This window comes from Methylobacterium sp. Leaf85 (assembly GCF_001422125.1).
Classification (GTDB): Bacteria; Pseudomonadota; Alphaproteobacteria; order Rhizobiales; family Beijerinckiaceae; genus Methylobacterium; species Methylobacterium bullatum.
This window is the reverse complement of record NZ_LMME01000012.1, coordinates 30,473-46,386: the sequence shown is the minus strand read 5'-3', so window position 1 is coordinate 46,386 and position 15,914 is coordinate 30,473. Positions and strand designations below refer to the sequence as shown.

General features: G+C 67.5%; 15 protein-coding genes and 1 pseudogene. 9 read left to right on the top strand and 7 right to left on the bottom strand.

Annotation, left to right across the window (positions count from 1 at the left end; translation table 11 throughout):
- The first annotated feature begins 70 nt into the window (after positions 1-70).
- The 3 genes from ASF08_RS08920 (at position 71) to ASF08_RS08910 (ending at position 3,239) form a co-directional block, all read left to right on the top strand.
- Positions 71-1,864 carry an NADPH-dependent assimilatory sulfite reductase hemoprotein subunit gene (locus ASF08_RS08920; RefSeq protein ID WP_056143996.1) on the top strand — a complete coding sequence of 598 codons (1,794 nt, stop codon included), beginning with the start codon at positions 71-73 and terminating at the stop codon, positions 1,862-1,864.
- Between the two features lie 152 nt (positions 1,865-2,016).
- The gene (locus tag ASF08_RS08915) at positions 2,017-2,214 is read left to right on the top strand and encodes a hypothetical protein (protein WP_018042507.1); all 198 of its coding nucleotides are present in this window, start codon (positions 2,017-2,019) and stop codon (positions 2,212-2,214) included.
- Positions 2,215-2,570: 356 nt separating this feature from the next.
- Entirely contained in the window at positions 2,571-3,239 is a 669-nt protein-coding gene (locus ASF08_RS08910; protein WP_056143994.1) for a TetR/AcrR family transcriptional regulator, read from the top strand.
- Positions 3,240-3,262: 23 nt separating this feature from the next.
- Here the strand turns inward: ASF08_RS08910 and pyrF are convergent, their stop codons facing one another.
- Complete coding sequence (gene pyrF / locus ASF08_RS08905) at positions 3,263-3,973, bottom strand: orotidine-5'-phosphate decarboxylase (RefSeq protein ID WP_056143991.1); 711 nt, start codon at positions 3,971-3,973, stop codon at positions 3,263-3,265.
- 66 nt (positions 3,974-4,039) lie between these two features.
- On the bottom strand, positions 4,040-4,660 hold the full coding sequence (locus tag ASF08_RS08900) for a uracil-DNA glycosylase family protein (RefSeq protein ID WP_056143988.1): 621 nt from the start codon (positions 4,658-4,660) through the stop codon (positions 4,040-4,042).
- A gap of 165 nt (positions 4,661-4,825) precedes the next feature.
- Here ASF08_RS08900 and ASF08_RS08895 point away from each other — a divergent pair, with 165 nt between their 5' ends.
- A complete protein-coding gene (locus ASF08_RS08895; RefSeq protein ID WP_056143984.1) occupies positions 4,826-5,647 on the top strand; it encodes an alpha/beta fold hydrolase in 822 nt (273 codons plus the stop codon).
- Positions 5,648-5,685: 38 nt separating this feature from the next.
- Here ASF08_RS08895 and ASF08_RS08890 read toward each other — a convergent pair whose 3' ends face one another.
- Together ASF08_RS08890 and ASF08_RS08885 are read right to left on the bottom strand one after the other, a co-directional pair.
- Positions 5,686-7,902 (bottom strand): xanthine dehydrogenase family protein molybdopterin-binding subunit, encoded by a 2,217-nt coding sequence (locus tag ASF08_RS08890; protein ID WP_056144705.1) that lies wholly within the window; start codon positions 7,900-7,902, stop codon positions 5,686-5,688.
- A gap of 78 nt (positions 7,903-7,980) precedes the next feature.
- Positions 7,981-8,436, bottom strand: a complete 456-nt coding sequence (locus ASF08_RS08885; RefSeq protein WP_056143982.1) for a (2Fe-2S)-binding protein — start codon at positions 8,434-8,436, stop codon at positions 7,981-7,983.
- A 260-nt stretch (positions 8,437-8,696) separates the two neighbouring features.
- Between ASF08_RS08885 and ASF08_RS08880 the strand changes: the two genes are divergently transcribed.
- A complete protein-coding gene (locus tag ASF08_RS08880; RefSeq protein ID WP_056143979.1) occupies positions 8,697-10,244 on the top strand; it encodes a sensor histidine kinase in 1,548 nt (515 codons plus the stop codon).
- Positions 10,245-10,324: 80 nt separating this feature from the next.
- Here the strand turns inward: ASF08_RS08880 and cobT are convergent, their stop codons facing one another.
- Positions 10,325-11,374, bottom strand: coding sequence for a nicotinate-nucleotide--dimethylbenzimidazole phosphoribosyltransferase (gene cobT / locus ASF08_RS08875; protein WP_056143976.1), 1,050 nt, complete (start codon positions 11,372-11,374; stop codon positions 10,325-10,327).
- A gap of 101 nt (positions 11,375-11,475) precedes the next feature.
- On the opposite strand from cobT, the gene cobS reads away from it, so the two are divergent.
- The 4 genes and pseudogenes from cobS to ASF08_RS25745 form a co-directional block, all read left to right on the top strand.
- Entirely contained in the window at positions 11,476-12,306 is an 831-nt protein-coding gene (gene cobS, locus ASF08_RS08870) for an adenosylcobinamide-GDP ribazoletransferase (protein ID WP_056143972.1), read from the top strand.
- 53 nt (positions 12,307-12,359) lie between these two features.
- Positions 12,360-12,578 (top strand): DUF1289 domain-containing protein, encoded by a 219-nt coding sequence (locus ASF08_RS08865; RefSeq protein ID WP_018042497.1) that lies wholly within the window; start codon positions 12,360-12,362, stop codon positions 12,576-12,578.
- Positions 12,575-13,267 (top strand): retropepsin-like aspartic protease family protein, encoded by a 693-nt coding sequence (locus tag ASF08_RS08860; RefSeq protein ID WP_018042496.1) that lies wholly within the window; start codon positions 12,575-12,577, stop codon positions 13,265-13,267. Before ASF08_RS08865 ends, ASF08_RS08860 begins: the two co-directional genes overlap by 4 nt.
- A gap of 286 nt (positions 13,268-13,553) precedes the next feature.
- Positions 13,554-14,174: pseudogene (locus tag ASF08_RS25745) on the top strand (alpha/beta fold hydrolase); the annotation flags it as partial.
- A gap of 52 nt (positions 14,175-14,226) precedes the next feature.
- On the opposite strand, the gene ASF08_RS08850 reads toward ASF08_RS25745, so the two are convergent.
- The gene (locus ASF08_RS08850) at positions 14,227-15,003 is read right to left on the bottom strand and encodes a hypothetical protein (protein WP_056143966.1); all 777 of its coding nucleotides are present in this window, start codon (positions 15,001-15,003) and stop codon (positions 14,227-14,229) included.
- Complete coding sequence (locus ASF08_RS08845) at positions 14,996-15,892, bottom strand: PhzF family phenazine biosynthesis protein (protein WP_056144702.1); 897 nt, start codon at positions 15,890-15,892, stop codon at positions 14,996-14,998. Before ASF08_RS08845 ends, ASF08_RS08850 begins: the two co-directional genes overlap by 8 nt.
- Positions 15,893-15,914: the final 22 nt, after the last annotated feature.

Sequence of the window (15,914 nt, the reverse complement as noted above, 5' to 3'; positions counted from 1 at the left end):
TCCCCCGCGCGAACGGGGGGATGCGCATGCAGCGCCCCGACTATGAACTGAACAAGACCGGATCATCGCCATGGACGACCTGACCCCTCCCCGCACCTACGAGACCCCGCCGACCACCCGTCCCATCGACGAGGCCGAAGCGGCGCGCGAGGCGGGCCTCGCGCATAACGAGCATATCAAGATCGCGAGCGGTTTCCTGCGCGGCACCCTGGCCGACGGTCTGCTCAAGCACGCCACCGGCGCGATCTCCGAGGATGACGGCCAGCTCGTGAAGTTCCACGGGATGTACCTGCAGGACGATCGCGACCTGCGCCCCGAGCGGACCAAGAAGAAGCTCGACAAGGCCTACAGCTTCATGATCCGCCTGCGCATCGCCGGCGGGGTGGTGACACCGAAGCAGTGGCTCGTCCTCGACAACATCGCCACCACCTACGCCAACGGCACCCTGCGGGCGACCACGCGCCAGACCTTCCAGTATCACGGCGTGATCAAGTCGAACCTCAAACGCACCATGGCCGCCATCGACGGCGCCTTGCTCGACACCATCGCCGCCTGCGGCGACGTCAACCGCAACGTGATGGCCTCGACGAATCCGGCCCAGTCCGGCGCGCACAAGGCCGCCTACGAACTCGGCAAGGAGATCTCCGACAGCCTCCTGCCGAAGACCAATGCCTGGCGCGAGATCTGGCTCGATGGCGAGAAGGTGATCGGCGGCGAACCGGAATTCGAGCCCGTCTACGGCAGGACCTACCTGCCGCGTAAGTTCAAGATCGTGATTGCGGTGCCGCCCTCGAACGAGGTCGACGTCTTCGCGCACGATCTCGGCTTCATCGCCATCCTCGACAAGAAGAACACGGTGACGGGCTGGAACGTCACCGTCGGCGGCGGCATGGGCATGACCCATGGCGAGCCCGACACCTTCCCGCGCACGGCCGACGTGATGCTGTTCTGCAAGCCCGACGAGGCGGTGCGGGTGGCCGAGGCGGTGATGACGGTCCAGCGCGACTGGGGCAACCGCAAGAACCGCAAGAACGCCCGCCTCAAGTACACGATCGAGCGGTACGGCCTCGCCGCTTTCCGCGCCGAGGTGGAGAAGCGTGTCGGCACGAAGCTCGCCGATCCCAAACCCTTCGCCTTCACCGGGAACGGCGACCGGTTCGGCTGGACCGAGGGCGATGACGGTCGTCACCACCTGACGCTCTATGTCCCGTCCGGCCGCATCAAGGATGTGGAGGGCGACGGCCCTCGACTCCTCACCGGCCTGCGCCGGATCGCGGAGATCCACGAGGGCGATTTCCGCCTCACCGGTAATCAGAACGTCATCATCGCCAACGTGCCGGGCGAGAAGCGCGCCGAGATCGAGGCGCTGGTGGACGAGTACGGCATGCAGAAGGGAGCGGGCGCCCTGCGCCGGAACTCCATCGCCTGCGTCGCCCTGCCCACCTGCGGCCTGGCCTTGGCGGAGAGCGAGCGCTACCTGCCGGACCTGATGACGGAACTGGAGGAAAGCCTCGCCTCGCACGGGCTGCAGGACGACGAGATCACGATCCGCATGACCGGCTGCCCCAATGGCTGCGCACGTCCCTTCATCGCCGAGATCGGCTTCGTCGGTCGCGGCCCGGAGCGCTATCACCTCTATCTCGGTGCGGCCTTCGACGGCTCACGCCTCGGCAAGCTCTATGCCGAAGACGTGACCGCCTCGGAGATCAGGACGATCCTCGATCCGCTCTTCGGCGCCTACGCTCAGGGCAAGACTCCGGGTGAACGGTTCGGCGATTTCCTGATCCGTGCCGGCTACGTGGCGAGAACCTTCAACGGGCCGGATTTCCACACGAATATCGGCGCCCTGAAGGGCGTTGCCTGAACCTCTTCGACACGTGCACTGCTTCATCGATGCTGCAGTGCACGTGTTCCGGATGGTACGGTCAAGCTTAGGCGAGGCACGAATATAAGTCCGGCATCGCTGAACTCTGGCCCGGCTTCGCGGTTGATCCTGCAAAGCGACCGGAGGCGACGATGGCCAAGCACGAAATCCTTAGTTTCTTCGAGCATCGTCGCGACGGTGCTTGGATTTGCGTGAAGCCGTTCACCCTGACGACGAAGCAGAGCAGCGTCGATATCCGCCAGGGCATGCGGTTCGATTACGGCAAACGCGTCGGCGGCGTCGACCTCGCGGAGTATCTGGAACAGCTCGGTTCCCAGTTCGGCTCGTAAGTCGTCGGCGGCGCGTCCGAAGCGCCGGGCCGCTTTTCCCCGGCCCCTGTCGCCGACCATCAGACTGCTGCTGGCACCAGACCTGCGTTCGGGGCCGATGTCGCCTGTCTAGGATCGTCTTGTCGCGGACGATGGCCAAGTCCTGCCTGATCTGCCAAGTCCTGCCTGATCTATCGTCCGGTGCTGTCTTGCGAAACCCCGGCTCTATCTCGTACGTCCGCCCAAGATCGGACCGGCTCTGAAGCCGGTATCGGCATGCGGATTTCATTCCCGTGGCGTTCATCCGCCCTATGCGACGGCGGCACCCTCATTGCCGTGTCTTTGACGGCCGGGAGCAGGAGACCTAGGGTCGTTCCATGACAATCTCTGTCGATCCGTTGCAGGCGAGCCTGGAAGCCGCCGCACCCACGACCCGATGCAGGATTTTGGCGACGGCGGAGAGGTTCTTTCGCGAGATCGGCTACCAGAAGACCACCGTGGCCGACATCGCCAAGACGCTCGGGATGAGCCCGGCCAATGTCTACCGGTTCTTCGATTCGAAGAAGGCGATCAACGAGGCGGTGGTCGAGCGTGTGACCCGCGAGGTCGAGGCGCTGATCGCCGGCATCGCCGTGGCGCCCGGCCTCAGCGCCGATCAGCGGGTTGCCGAAATCATCCGGGAGCTCCACCGCGACTGTATCGAGCGATGCAAGGACAATCCCCGCATCCATGAGATGGTGGAAGCCGCCATGTCGGAGAGCTGGGGGGTGTGCCGGCACCATATAGACCGGATCGGCGCCGCCCTGGAACGGGTGGTGACGGACGGGGTTCGCAGCGGTGAATTCCAGGTCGAGGATCCCGCAATCACCGCGGCTTGCCTTCATGTGGCGATCACACGCTACTGCCACCCGGTCCTGGTGAGCCAGTACCCCAACGCACCGGCTCCTCCCATCGACGCGATGATCGCCTTTCTGCTGCGCGCGCTCCACGAACCGGCCAGGAACGACGCTCCTTCAAAGGCGAGAGAGCCGGCCGAGTCGATCTAGCGAACGCTGTTGGCTGTCGGGGCTCAGCCCATTTCCGCGAGGATCGCCAAAGCCGCGGCACGGGGATCGGCGCTCTGGGTGATGGGGCGGCCGACGACGATGTGGTCGATCCCCGCGTCCATCGCCGCCGCCGGCGTCAACACGCGTTTCTGGTCGCCGACATCGTCGCCCGCCGGCCGGATGCCGGGGGTCACGATGAGCCGCGACGGTCCGATGGCGGAGCGGACGGAGGCCGCCTCGGCGGCGCTGCAGACGATCCCGCCGATCCCGGCCTCGGCCGCCTGCCGCGCCCGCAGGGACACCAGATCCGCGATGGGGAGGGCGTAGCCCGCCTCGTCGGCATCGGCCTGGTCGTAGGAGGTGAGCACGGTGACGGCGAGGATCGTCGGACCGTCCCCGCCCTTTCCCCGCACGGCGGCGCGCATGGTCTGCGGGTAGGCATGAACCGTCAGGAAAGTCACACCGAGATCGGACAGCGCCCGGACGCCGTCCTCCACCGTGTTGCCGATGTCATGCAACTTCAGGTCGATGAAGATCTTGAAACCGGCCTTGGACAGCCGCTGAACCAGAGCGAGGCCGCCAGAATAGGCGAGCCGGTAGCCGATCTTGTAGAACGTCGCGGCATCGCCGATCCGGTCCACCATCGCCTCGGCCTCGTGGACGCTCGGCAGATCGAGGGCGACGATGAGGCGATCGCGCGGATCGCTAACGGCGGGTGACGCGTCGTGGGACATGGCGGGCTCCGGAGAATCGGGTGACGGATCGCCGCCCGGGCTTCCCATGTCAACGCGAAGGCGGGGTCACCCGCGCATCATCACCCGGGAAACCTCCTCCTTCAGCACCGGCAGCAACTCGTCGGCGAACCAGGGGTTCGTCCTGAGCCAGCCGTTGTTGCGCCAGGACGGGTGCGGCAGCGGCAGTACCCGAGGCCGACGCGGTTCCTCCAGAATGGCACGCCAGTTCCGCACCATGGCGGTGAGCCCTCCCTCGACGCGGCCGAGATGCCAGGCCTGCGCGTATTGGCCGATGACCAGAACGAGATCCATCTCGGGCAGGCCGGCGAAGAGCGCTTCGCGCCAATGCTCGGCGCATTCGCGGCGGGGCGGCTTGTCTCCGCCCTTCGCGTCGAGCCCGGGAAAACACGCGCCCATGGGGACGATGGCGAGCCGCTCGGCGTCGTAGAAATCCGGCTCGGACAGGCCGAGCCACGACCTCAGCCGGATGCCGGACGGGTCCATGAACGGGATACCGCTCTGGTGCGCCCGGTTCCCGGGAGCCTGACTGGCGATGGCGAGACGCGCCGAGGTCGAACCCTGAACGATGGGCTTCGGCTCCTGCGGCAGGCGCGCGCCATATCGAGGTGCGTCGCGACAGATTCGACAGGCGCGCAGGGCGGCGGCGGTGGATTCGAAGGGGGTCATACGAGAGGACAGGTAGTGCGGGCATCTGCCCCTGGGAATCCGGGGTGCCGGGAATCCATGCCGCGGGAACGAGAGGCCGCACCCCGCGCTTGAATCGCCATAGGAGCCGGCATTGCCGGGCTCACCCGCGAGCACGCCCGACCAGGGAATACAGGGAGCAGCCCCATGGCCTTCATCACCGCGCCGGATGGCACGAGCCTCTACTACAAGGACTGGGGCAGCGGACGGCCCGTGGTCTTCCTCCACGGTTGGCCCCTCGACGCGGATATGTGGGAGTACCAGATGGTGCCCGTCGTCGAGGCGGGCTTCCGGACCATCGCCTATGACCGCCGGGGCTTCGGACGCTCGGACCAGCCCTGGCAGGGCTACGATTACGACACCTTCGCCGACGACCTGAAGGCGGTGCTGGACGCCCTCGACCTCACCGACGTGACCCTGGTGGGCTTTTCCATGGGGGGCGGAGAGGTGGTGCGCTACCTGTCACGGCACGGCAGCGACCGGATCTCCCAGGCGGTCCTGATCTCGGCGGTGACGCCGATGATGCTGAAGACGCCCGATCATCCCGACGGTGTCGATGCCGGCGTGTTCGAGGAGATCATCGACGGGCTGAAGATGGACCGGCCGTCCTTCCTCGCCAAATTCAACAAGGGCTTCTTCGGTGCGGGCGTGTTCAGCTCACCCGCTTCTGCGGAGATGATCGCCTGGGCCGGGCAGGTCGCCATGCTGGCCTCGCCGAAGGCCACCATCGCCTGCGTGAAGGCCTTCTCCGAGACTGATTTCCGGCCCGACATGGCGAAGGTCACCGTGCCTTGCCTGATCATCCATGGCGATGCCGACCAGACCGTGCCGATCGACGTCACCGGAAAGGTCGCGGCCTCAGCCGTGCCGAGCGCGGAATTCGAGATCTACGAGGGGGCTCCGCACGCGATACCGCTGACCCATCACGAGCGTCTGACGATGGACCTCATCGATTTCCTGAGGCGCTGACGCCCCCGCGGCGGGCGGAGGCGCGCTGCCGATCGGGCTCAGACCCCCTTCAGCCCGCTGAGATCCAGCGGCAGGGAGCGCAGCCTCTGCCCCGTCGCGGCGAAGATCGCGTTGGAGATCGCCGGGGCGATGACGGGCACGCCCGGCTCGCCGATGCCGGTCGGGGCGGCATCGGAGGCCACGATATGGACCTCCACCACCGGCATCTCGCTCATACGCGTCGGCTCGTAGGCGTCGAAATTCTTCTCCTGCACCACCCCGTCCGTCAGCGTGATCTTGTTGCGCAGGACCGATGACAACGCGAAGCCGACCGATCCCTCCACCTGGGCGCGGATCACGTCCGGGTTGACGGCGACGCCCACATCCACCGCCGCGACGATGCGATTGACCTTCACATGGCTGCCATCCGCCGTGATGTCGGCCACCATCGCCACGTAGGAGCCGAAGGATTCGTGCGCCGAGATGCCGAGGCCCTGTCCCTTGCCGCCGCTGCGCTTGGCCCAATCCGCCTTCTCGGCGGCGAGTTTCAGGACACCGGACAGGCGCGGCGCGCCGGTCAGCATGCCAAGGCGATAGGCCAGCGGATCGGCACCGGCGGCGTGGGCCAACTCGTCGATGAAGACCTCCATCGCCTGCGCCGTATGGGTGTGACCCACCGAACGCCACCAGAGGACGGGCACGCCCTCGCGGGCGTTGTGGACCTCGAACCGGTAGGCCGGGAGGGCATAGGGCGTGTCCGACGCGCCCTCGATGGACGTGGAATCGACCCCGTTCTTCACCAGCATCGCCTCGAAGGGCGAGCCGATCATGATCGATTTGCCGACCATCCGGTGCTGCCAGCCGGTGATGGCGCCCTTGGCGTCGATGCCGGCCTTGAGGGTGTGCAGCACCATCGGGCGGTAATACCCGCCCGCCATGTCGTCCTCGCGGGTCCAGACCAGATGGACCGGCGCCTTGCCGCCGGTCGCCTTCATGATGGACGCGGCCTCGGCGATGTAATCGGCGGTGGGCGTCGCCCGTCGTCCGAACGATCCGCCGGCCCATTGCGTGTGCAGCCTGACCTTGTCGGCGGTGACACCGAGGGTCGCGGCGGCCACCGCCTGTTCGATCGTCTGGAACTGGAGGCCGGCGTAGATGTCGTAGGAGCCGTCGGCCGCCCGCTCGATCGTGGCGTTGAGGGGCTCCATGGCCGCGTGGGCCAGGTAGGGGAAGGTGAACTCCGCCTCGATGACCTTGGCCGACCCGGCGATGGCGGCGGCGGGATCGCCTTTTTCCGATGCGACGATGCCCGGCCGCTTGGCCGTCTCGCGATACTCGGCGAGGATGGCGTCGGAGGATCGCTTCTCGGCCGTGCGCTCGTCCCAGGTGACCGACAGGGCGTCCCGGCCCTTCATCGCCGACCATGTATCCTTGGCGATCACGGCGACTCCGGTGGGAATCGTCACGACGTCGATCACGCCTCGCACGGCGCGGGCGGCCCTATCGTCGACCGTCGACACGGTGCCGCCGAAGCGCGGGGCATGCGCCACCACGGCCGTGACCTGACCCGGCCGGCGGATATCCATGGCGTAGATCGCGGTTCCATTGGTCTTGGCCACGGAATCGAGGCGCGGCAGCTTCTTGCCGATATGGACCCACTGGCTCGGATCCTTGAGCTTCGGCTGCTCGGGCACGGGGATCGCCGCCGCTGCCTCGGCCAGGGCACCGAACCGCTCCTCGCGCTTCGAGGCGAGATGGCGGACCGTGCCGTTCGAAACCGTGATCTCGGAGGCCGGGACGGACCATTTCTCGGCCGCGGCGGAGACGAGCATGGCACGGGCGGCCGCCCCCGCCTTGCGGAGCTGGAACCAGGAATTGGCCACCGCGGTCGAACCGCCGGTCCCCTGGATCGGCCCCATCAGCAGGTTGTTGTAGAGCTTCGCGTCGGCCGGCGCGAAGGCCACCCGCACGCGGGACCAGTCGGCATCGAGCTCGTCGGCCAGGATGGTGGCGAGGCCCGTCGTGTTGCCCTGCCCCATGTCGAGATGCTTGATCAGCACCGTAACCGTATCGTCGGCCGCGATCCGCACGAAGGCATTGGGCTGGGCGGGAGCGGAGGACAGGTCGGGTCCCGCCGCCGCGCGAACCTGTTTGGCCGGGTCGAGGGTAAATCCGATCACCAAGGCTCCGGCGGCGACACCGGCTCCGCCGAGGAAGGCGCGGCGCGACGGACGGGGAGCAGCCGCCTCGGATTTGGTCTGACGGACCTTCAGCATGGCTTCCTCCACGGAGACGATGACGCGCACGGTATCGGGCAGGACGATGCCGGCCCCGGGGCCGACCTCGGGTTCGGATCAGGCGAGGGAGCGGGCGGCTTCGTGAATGGCGGCGCGAACGCGCTGGTAGGTACCGCAGCGGCAGATGTTACCGTCCATCGCGCCGTCGATCTCGGCGTCGCTGGGCTTCGGGGTGGTCGAGAGCAGGCCGATGGCCGACATGATCTGGCCGGACTGGCAGTAACCGCACTGGACCACGTCGAGGCCGCGCCACGCGGTCTGAACCGCCTCCGCCACCCGCCCGGACACACCCTGGATCGTCGTGATCTTCGCTTCTCCCACATCGCCGATGCGGGTCTGGCAGGAGCGGACGGGCTGGCCGTCTAGATGGACGGTACACGCGCCGCACTGGGCGATGCCGCAGCCGTATTTCGTCCCTGTCTTGTCGAGATGATCGCGCAGCGCCCACAGGAGCGGCATGTCGGGATCGGCATCGACATCATGCGACACGCCGTCGACATTCAGTTTCAGCATGACGTCTCTCCGACTTCAGTATCGACTTGTTCTAAATATTACACAGTTCCGAAAAATGTGCGCCTGCACACATCGATCTGAGATCGGTGTCGATGCAGCGTCGGGTCGCGCGCCGTGGATGGGCGCGATTTGGAGACAAGTGTCATGACCGGGTCAGGTCGTTCTTAACCTATCGGGCGCAGATTCGCCGGGTCGCAGCGTCGACGGGTCACGGTCCTTCCGACCGCAGGTTTTCCTCTCAAAAGATCCTCAAAACGGTGATGTCCGACCTGACAGCGGAGATGGTTCAGCGCGGACGCGGTCCTTCGGCACCGGAATCCGCTCGCCGCCGCAAGGTGGCCCGAGACATCCGATCGGCGCGCGAGCGGTTGACCTCGGCGAACGGTCTGGAACGCGCGTTCGATTACGAATTGATCCGGATCTATGCCGAGTACCGCTCCGGTGCCGGTCTGACCCATGCCGTGCTCGGGCTTCTCATCGCGGGGGCGTCGTCGCTCTGGGTGCCGGTTCCCATCGCCCTGTCCTGGGTCGTCTGCCTGCTCTGCGGCGTCGGCCTGTCGATGGGGCTGACCAAGCATTTCCTTCGTCAGCCGGCGGATTCCGTGTCGGTCAGGCGCTGGCGCAGCGCCTTCATGCTGAGCGAGATCGTGCAGAGCGCGTCCTGGGCGCTGATGGTTCTCGTGGCCGCGCCCAGTGCCCGCATCTTCGTCCTGTTCGGCCTCGTCATCGTCGCCGCGGTCGCCGCGATGCTGGCAGCGACCCTGCCCGCCGCCGCCGCCGCCGCGCTTCTTCCGCTGATCCTCGCGGCGCTCTCTCTCCTGGCGTTCTCGCAGGACATGGACACGATCATGCTGGTGACCATGGTGGTCGGCTCGCAGATCTTCTTCATGGGCCTCGCCCGCCGCGTCTACGCCTCGGCGGTGGGCGCGCTGAAATCCCAGGCGGAGAAGGACGCCATCTTCATCGAGCTCGAACAGGCCAAGGCCAATTCCGACGAGGCGCGGCGGCGGGCGGAAGAGGCGAATCTCGCCAAGTCACGCTTCCTCGCGACCATGAGCCACGAGTTGCGCACGCCGCTGAACGCCATCCTCGGCTTCTCGGAGGTGATGAAGAACGAGGTCTTCGGCGCTCACATCGCTCCGTCGTACAAGGAATACGCGGGCGATATCCACGATAGCGGGATGCACCTCCTCAACCTCATCAACGAGATCCTCGACCTTTCGCGCATCGAGGCCGGGCGCTACGAATTGAACGAGGAGGCGATCCAGCTCGCCCATGCGGTGGACGAGTGCCGGCACATGGTCGCCCTGCGCGCGCGCGGCAAAGGCCAAGCCTTCCACGAGTTCATCGACCCCGACATGCCCCGTATCTGGGCGGATGAGCGGGCTTTGCGCCAGATCGTGCTCAACCTCCTCTCGAACGCCGTGAAATTCACGCCGCCGGGCGGCGACATCACGATCAAGGTCGGCTGGACGGCCTCGGGCGGCCAGTATGTCAGTGTCAAGGATAGCGGGCCGGGTATTCCCGAGGACGAGCTCGGCACGGTGATGTCGTCGTTCGGCCGGGGCTCGCTCGCGATCAAGACCGCCGAACAGGGCTCGGGCCTTGGCCTGCCCATCGTCAAGGGGCTGGTGGACCTGCACAACGGCAACTTCCACCTGAAGTCGAAGCCGCGCGAGGGAACGGAAGTCGTCGTGATCTTCCCCGCGAGCCGTGTCATGGACACGCTACCCGCCCTGAACCTGTCCACCGAAGCGACGTCGAGTGCGGACATGGGCGGCAGGCGGAGCGCGGCGCGCGCGGCCTGATCGGCGCACTCGCCTTTCCCGTTTTCGTGATGATTGTGACACCGGGCCGTCACGGGTCCGGTGTCCCCGATGGGATGCCTTCAGCTTTCGCTGCGTCCCGACACCCCCGCCTGGGCGAACGTCGCCATGTCGCGATGGCAGGCGAGCGCGCCCTTGAGCAGGCCGATGGCGAGGGCGGCGCCGGATGCTTCGCCGAGACGCATGCCGAGAGCCAACAGCGGCACCAATCCGAGGCGTTCCAGCACCTCGGCATGGGCCCCTTCCGCCGAGACGTGGCCGGCGAGGCAATGGTCGAGCATCGACGGATCGATGGCATGGAGGATCGCCGCGGCCGACGTCGCCACGTAGCCGTCGATGACCACGGGGATACGCTGCATCCGCGCCGCAAGGATGGCGCCGGCCATGGCGGCGATCTCGCGGCCTCCGAGGCGCGACAGGACATGGAGCGGGTCGTCGAGGTGGCCGGCATGGAAGGCCAAGGCGGCCTCCACGGCCGCGACCTTGCGCTCGATCCCGGCCGCATCGACGCCGGTGCCGCGCCCGACCCAATGCGCCGCCCCACCGCCATAGAGCGCCGCGTAGATCGCCGCCGCGATGGTGGTGTTGCCGATCCCCATCTCGCCGAGGCCGAGACAATCGGTTCCGGCGGCGATGGCTTCCATACCGAAGGCCATGGTGGCCACGCATTCCTTCTCCGTGAAGGCCGGGCCTTCGCAGATGTCGCCGGTGGGAAGATCGATGGCCAGGTCGAAGACCTTGAAGCCGAGGCCGTAGGCGGCGCAGAGCTGGTTGATCGCGCCGCCGCCGGCGGCGAAATTGTCGAGCATCTGGCGGTTCACCTCCGCCGGAAACGCCGAGACACCGCGCTTGGTGACGCCGTGGCTGGCGGCGAAGACGCAGACGAGAGGCCGGTCGAGGCTCGGTTGACCCTTGCCCTGCCAGGCTGCGAGCCACTCCACGAGGTTCTCGAGGCGGCCCAGCGCGCCGGCGGGCTTCGTCAGCATCGCGTCCCGCTCGCGCACCATGGCGACGGCGTCACGGTCGGCACCCGGCACGGAGGCGATCAGTCGGCGGATATCCGAGAACGGCGTCTGATCGGGATTGTCCTGGTTCGGGATCGTCTGAGTCATCGCGCGAAACTTGGCCTTCCGTCTCGGCGCGTCCGGTATGGCGGCCTGCCTGTGGGGCGAGCTATAACCAACCGGGCGCGAGCGGTGAAGGCAGGTCCTCGATGACGCAAGGCCGGGATCTGGAACCGGACGATGCCTTTCCCGGCGCGTCCATGGCCTACGATCTCGCGGCGTGCCTGAGATTCTATTCGCGGCTGCCGGTGCCGCGCCTGCCCGGCGAGGGTGATCCGCATCGTCTGCCGGACTTCCGCACCCTGCCGCGCATGCTGCCACTGGCCGGCCTCATCCTCGCCCTGCCCTCCGCCCTCATCCTGCTCATCGCCTGGGCCCTGGATCTCGGACCGTTCCTGGCGGCCACCCTCGCCCTGGCGGTCGGGACGCTGGTGACGGGGGCTCTGCACGAGGACGGTCTCGCGGATGTGGCGGACGGGTTCGGTGGCGGCGCAACGCGCGAGCGCCGCATCGAGATTATGCGCGACAGCCGCATCGGCGCCTATGGCGGCGTCGCCCTCGTGTTGACGCTGGCCCTGAGGATCGGAGCCCTCGCGACGCTGCTCGATCGCACCGGGTCGCTGGCCGCCTTGGCCCTGGTACTGGCCGCCTCTCTCTCGCGCAGCGCAGCCCTGGCGCCGATGGTGCTGCTCGGCCCCGCGCGGCCCGGCGGGGCGGGGGCATCGGTGGGAACACCCGATCGCCGGACCAGCGGAATCGTTGCCCTCTTCGCCCTCGCCTTCGTCGTCATTGGCTGGATCGCCGGCTTGCCCTCTCTCGGCATGGTGCTGATGCCCGCCCTGGCGCTGGGAGCCTCCCTCTTCCTCACCGCCCTGGCCCGAGCCAAGATCGGCGGCCAGACCGGCGACGTGATCGGAGCCTGCCAGCAGGTGGCCGAGATCGCGGCCCTTCTCGCCCTCGTGGCGACGGTCCCGCGCTGACCATGGCACTTTGGCGCTTGATCGCGACCCGCGCCTGAGGGCATGGAACGGCCATGACCCAGCCTGTCGCCCCGAGGGCTTCGAGCCCCTGCACGAAGCTCTGCATTCTCGACGCCATGACCGGGCTTTGCGAAGGCTGCGGACGTACGCGCGAAGAGATCGGGCTGTGGGGATCGCTGTCGGAGGCGAAGCGGCAGGCCATCATGGCGACCCTCGGACATCGCCTCCGCGCCGCCTATCCCCTGCGGGACAAGGCCCTGGCCGAGCCATGATCTACGCCGCCCTTGCCGTTCTCCTCGGCATCGTCGCCTTCCTCGCCCTCTCGGACGAATCGAGCACCGTCGCGGGGCTGGAGAAGGACCAGCTCGCGCGGCTCGCCTTCAGCGGAACCCTGCTGACGATCTTCCTCGCCGGGTTCTGGCATCGGTTCCGCGAACAAATCGGCACCAACCTGAAGGCGCTGCTGTTCTGGGCCGCCCTTACCGTCGCCCTGGTGGCGGGCTATGCCTACAAGGAGGAAGCCGGGGATGTCGGCAACCGCCTCGTCGGGACGCTGCGGCCCGGCAGTGCCGTCACGGCGGGCGACGGAAGCGTGACGATCAACCGCCGCGCGGACGGGGACTTCTCCGTGCGCGCGGAGGTGAACGGCCGCGCCCAGGTCTTCCAGTTCGACACGGGCGCGAGTTCCGTGGTTCTCACGGCGGAGAACGCAGCCGCCATCGGGATTTCCCCCGCGGAATCCGACTTCTCGATCAGGGTATCCACCGCCAACGGCGTTGCCATGGCCGCCCCGGTCTATCTCGACAGCCTCAGCATCGGCACGATCACCGAGCGGCGTGTCTCGGCCCTGGTGAGCCGGCGCGGTGCCTTGTCGGGAAACCTGCTCGGCATGACGTTCCTCGACAGGCTCGGCTCCTACGAAGTGCGCGGCGACCGGCTGGTGTTGCGCCCTGTGCGCTGATGATCGAAGTCTGCCTCATCGAACCGTCCGCTTGGACACAAACCAGGCGCACGAGATGATGTCTCTGCCGCTGGAGAGCGGACGTCGGCATCCCTTGCCGCGAATGGCGGAAGCGACCTGAAACGGGAAGGCGCCTGTGTCCCTGCGGTGGATCCTTTGGCCGGCGAGCGGAATTCTGGCCGGCTTGGCGCTCGTCAAATCCTTGTCTCGGCGGCGCACCAGCCCGTATCGGCGCTCACATCCGGGCCGGCTCGAAACGAGGTGGATCCGAGTCGACGGCAGGACGATGCATGCCCGCGTCTCGCTCGATGCTGTGCCGGATGACCGCATACCCGTCATCCTCGTCCATGGGCTCGGGATGTCGAGCCGGTACATGATCCCGCTGGCAAATCATCTCGCCCCTCATGTCGAGGTCTATGCTCCCGACCTGCCCGGCTTCGGATTGAGCGAAAAGCCTCGCCGCGCGCTCACGGTTCGCGAGCTCGCGGATGCATTGGCGGCCTTCATGACAGCGACCGGGGTGAAGCGCGCAGCCTTTGTGGGGAATTCGCTCGGCTGCGAAGTGCTGGTCGAACTCGCGCTGGTTTACCCCCAGCTCGTGGAGCGCCTCGTGTTGCAGGGGCCCACGCCGGACCCGGAGGCGCGCAACCTGGTCCGGCAGGTGGTCGGCTTCCTCGCCATCGCACCGTTCGAGCGCTGGTCGCTCGCCTGGGTGGCGCTCACGGATTATGCCCGTGCCGGCATCGGACGCTACATCCTGACCCTGCGGAGCATGGTCGACAACCGCATCGGAGAGAAGGCGTTGCGGGTCGAGCAGCCGACGCTCGTGGTTTGGGGCACGCGTGACTACATCGTCCCCCATGCCTTCGTCGCGAGCCTCGCTGACTCCCTGCCCCGGGGCCGCCTTGCCGTCATTCCGGGAGCGGCCCACGGAATCAACTTCTCGCATCCCGAGGCGTTCACCGCCGTCCTTCTGCCGTTCCTGCTCGATGAGGGGGAGATGCCTGTCGCATGGAGCCGGACCCCGACGATTCCGCGAATGCGTGGCGCAGGTATGCCTGTACGAAGTCCGGCATCGAACGGGGGGCGATCTCGCCGCTGGAACCGACCGTGACGAAACCGGCGAGTTCCGGCTCGATCTCTGCGCGGCGATGGCGCTCCATCCTCTCGCGCAGCGCGTCCGTTCGATCGGGGAATGTCACGGGCCGCAGAAATGCCGCCTGGGTCTGTCCGCGCAGCAGAAGCCAGTTTTCCGGAGCGTCGGCCGGGAGCGCCATCCCGGTCTCCTCCACGAACTCCCGCTCGGCGCTGCCGGCGAGATCGACCGTATCGCCATCCCGCACGTCGTCGAGGTCCGGCGTGCCGCAGGGGAAGTAGGCCTGTCCGGCATTGGCGGTGTGAGCGCCCATGACACCGAGCAGCACGGCGCCGTCCGACCCGTGCGGAACGATGGCGGCGAAGGCGTTGAGGACACGTTGGTCGGGCGAGCCCAGATCCTTGTGGGTGATGAAGCTCGCGTAGGACGTCTCGAACAACTCGACGGCACAGGATGTCCCCTCGAGCCGGCACGACTTCGCGAGGAGCACCCGCCCGTCGAACAGCCCCGACCGCTCGGCGCAGCGGCGCGCCCAGTTCTCGGCGATGGAGGCCGCGTTGGCCTGCGCCCATTCCCATTCGAACGGCACCAGCCGGGCCGTCACCCTCTCGATCCGCGTGAGGGTGAGACCGTCAGGCAAGCAGCGTCCCCTCGCTCATCACCACGGCCGCGCCGCCGATCTCGACGGATTGGAGGGCTCCGGATTCGATGACCAGTTGAAGCGCGATCTCGCTCGGACGACCCATGGCGATTCCCTGGCGGATCAGCACATCGTGCTCGCCGTCGCCGAGGGGCTCGAACTCCATCATCACGCCGGCGAAGGCCGCGGCGGCCGACCCCGTCGCCGGGTCCTCCATCACGCCGAGATGCGGCGCGAACATCCGGGTCTGGAAGCGGAGGCCGAGGCCTTCCGGGTCCACGGCGTAGAGATAGAGTGCCGTCCGAGGCTCCAGGGTGGAGAAGGCGGCGAGGTCCACGCGGGCCGCATCGAGCTTCGCCCGCGTGTTGACCGGCACGAACAGGAAAGCCGGCCCGGCCGTGTGCCGGCTCGGCACGTGACGCCCGAAGCCGATATCCTGCGTCTCCAGCCCGATCATCTGGGCGAGGAGCGTCGCGTCCGGTCCCTCGCCGTCGTAGTGCGGCAGGATCGGGAGCTTGAAGCGCCCACGGCCGCGCCCCTCGCCCGCTTCGACGACGCAGGCCACGGTGCCGATCGACTCTTCGAGACCGAAGGCGGTGGCGTCGGTGAGGCCGGATCTCGCATCGTGCAACGCCAGCAGGATCGCCGCCCCGAGCGTCGGGTGGCCGGCGAAAGGCAGCTCACGGGCGGGCGTGAAGATGCGCAGGCGGGCCTTGTGGCGTGCCTCCGTCGGCGGCAGCACGAACACTGTCTCGGACAGGTTGAACTCGCCCGCGATCCGCTGCATCGCCGCGTCGTCGAGCCCTTCCGAATCCAGCACCACGGCCAGCGGATTTCCGGCGAAGGGCGTGTCGGTGAAGACGTCGAGGGTGACGAAGCGGCGGCTCATCGGCTTTTCCTTTTCGCTGACC

Excerpts from the sequence above, each read along its gene's own strand:
- ASF08_RS08860 (WP_018042496.1), top strand. The coding sequence starts at position 12,575 with ATGATCTACGCCGCCCTTGCCGTTCTCCTCGGCATCGTCGCCTTCCTC.
- ASF08_RS08910 (WP_056143994.1), top strand. The coding sequence starts at position 2,571 with ATGACAATCTCTGTCGATCCGTTGCAGGCGAGCCTGGAAGCCGCCGCA.
- cobT (WP_056143976.1), bottom strand. The coding sequence starts at position 11,374 with ATGACTCAGACGATCCCGAACCAGGACAATCCCGATCAGACGCCGTTC.
- cobS (WP_056143972.1), top strand. The coding sequence starts at position 11,476 with ATGACGCAAGGCCGGGATCTGGAACCGGACGATGCCTTTCCCGGCGCG.
- ASF08_RS08895 (WP_056143984.1), top strand. The coding sequence starts at position 4,826 with ATGGCCTTCATCACCGCGCCGGATGGCACGAGCCTCTACTACAAGGAC.
- ASF08_RS08915 (WP_018042507.1), top strand. The coding sequence starts at position 2,017 with ATGGCCAAGCACGAAATCCTTAGTTTCTTCGAGCATCGTCGCGACGGT.
- pyrF (WP_056143991.1), bottom strand. The coding sequence starts at position 3,973 with ATGTCCCACGACGCGTCACCCGCCGTTAGCGATCCGCGCGATCGCCTC.
- ASF08_RS08865 (WP_018042497.1), top strand. The coding sequence starts at position 12,360 with ATGACCCAGCCTGTCGCCCCGAGGGCTTCGAGCCCCTGCACGAAGCTC.
- ASF08_RS08845 (WP_056144702.1), bottom strand. The coding sequence starts at position 15,892 with ATGAGCCGCCGCTTCGTCACCCTCGACGTCTTCACCGACACGCCCTTC.
- ASF08_RS08920 (WP_056143996.1), top strand. The coding sequence starts at position 71 with ATGGACGACCTGACCCCTCCCCGCACCTACGAGACCCCGCCGACCACC.
- ASF08_RS08900 (WP_056143988.1), bottom strand. The coding sequence starts at position 4,660 with ATGACCCCCTTCGAATCCACCGCCGCCGCCCTGCGCGCCTGTCGAATC.
- ASF08_RS08880 (WP_056143979.1), top strand. The coding sequence starts at position 8,697 with ATGTCCGACCTGACAGCGGAGATGGTTCAGCGCGGACGCGGTCCTTCG.
- ASF08_RS08890 (WP_056144705.1), bottom strand. The coding sequence starts at position 7,902 with ATGCTGAAGGTCCGTCAGACCAAATCCGAGGCGGCTGCTCCCCGTCCG.
- ASF08_RS08885 (WP_056143982.1), bottom strand. The coding sequence starts at position 8,436 with ATGCTGAAACTGAATGTCGACGGCGTGTCGCATGATGTCGATGCCGAT.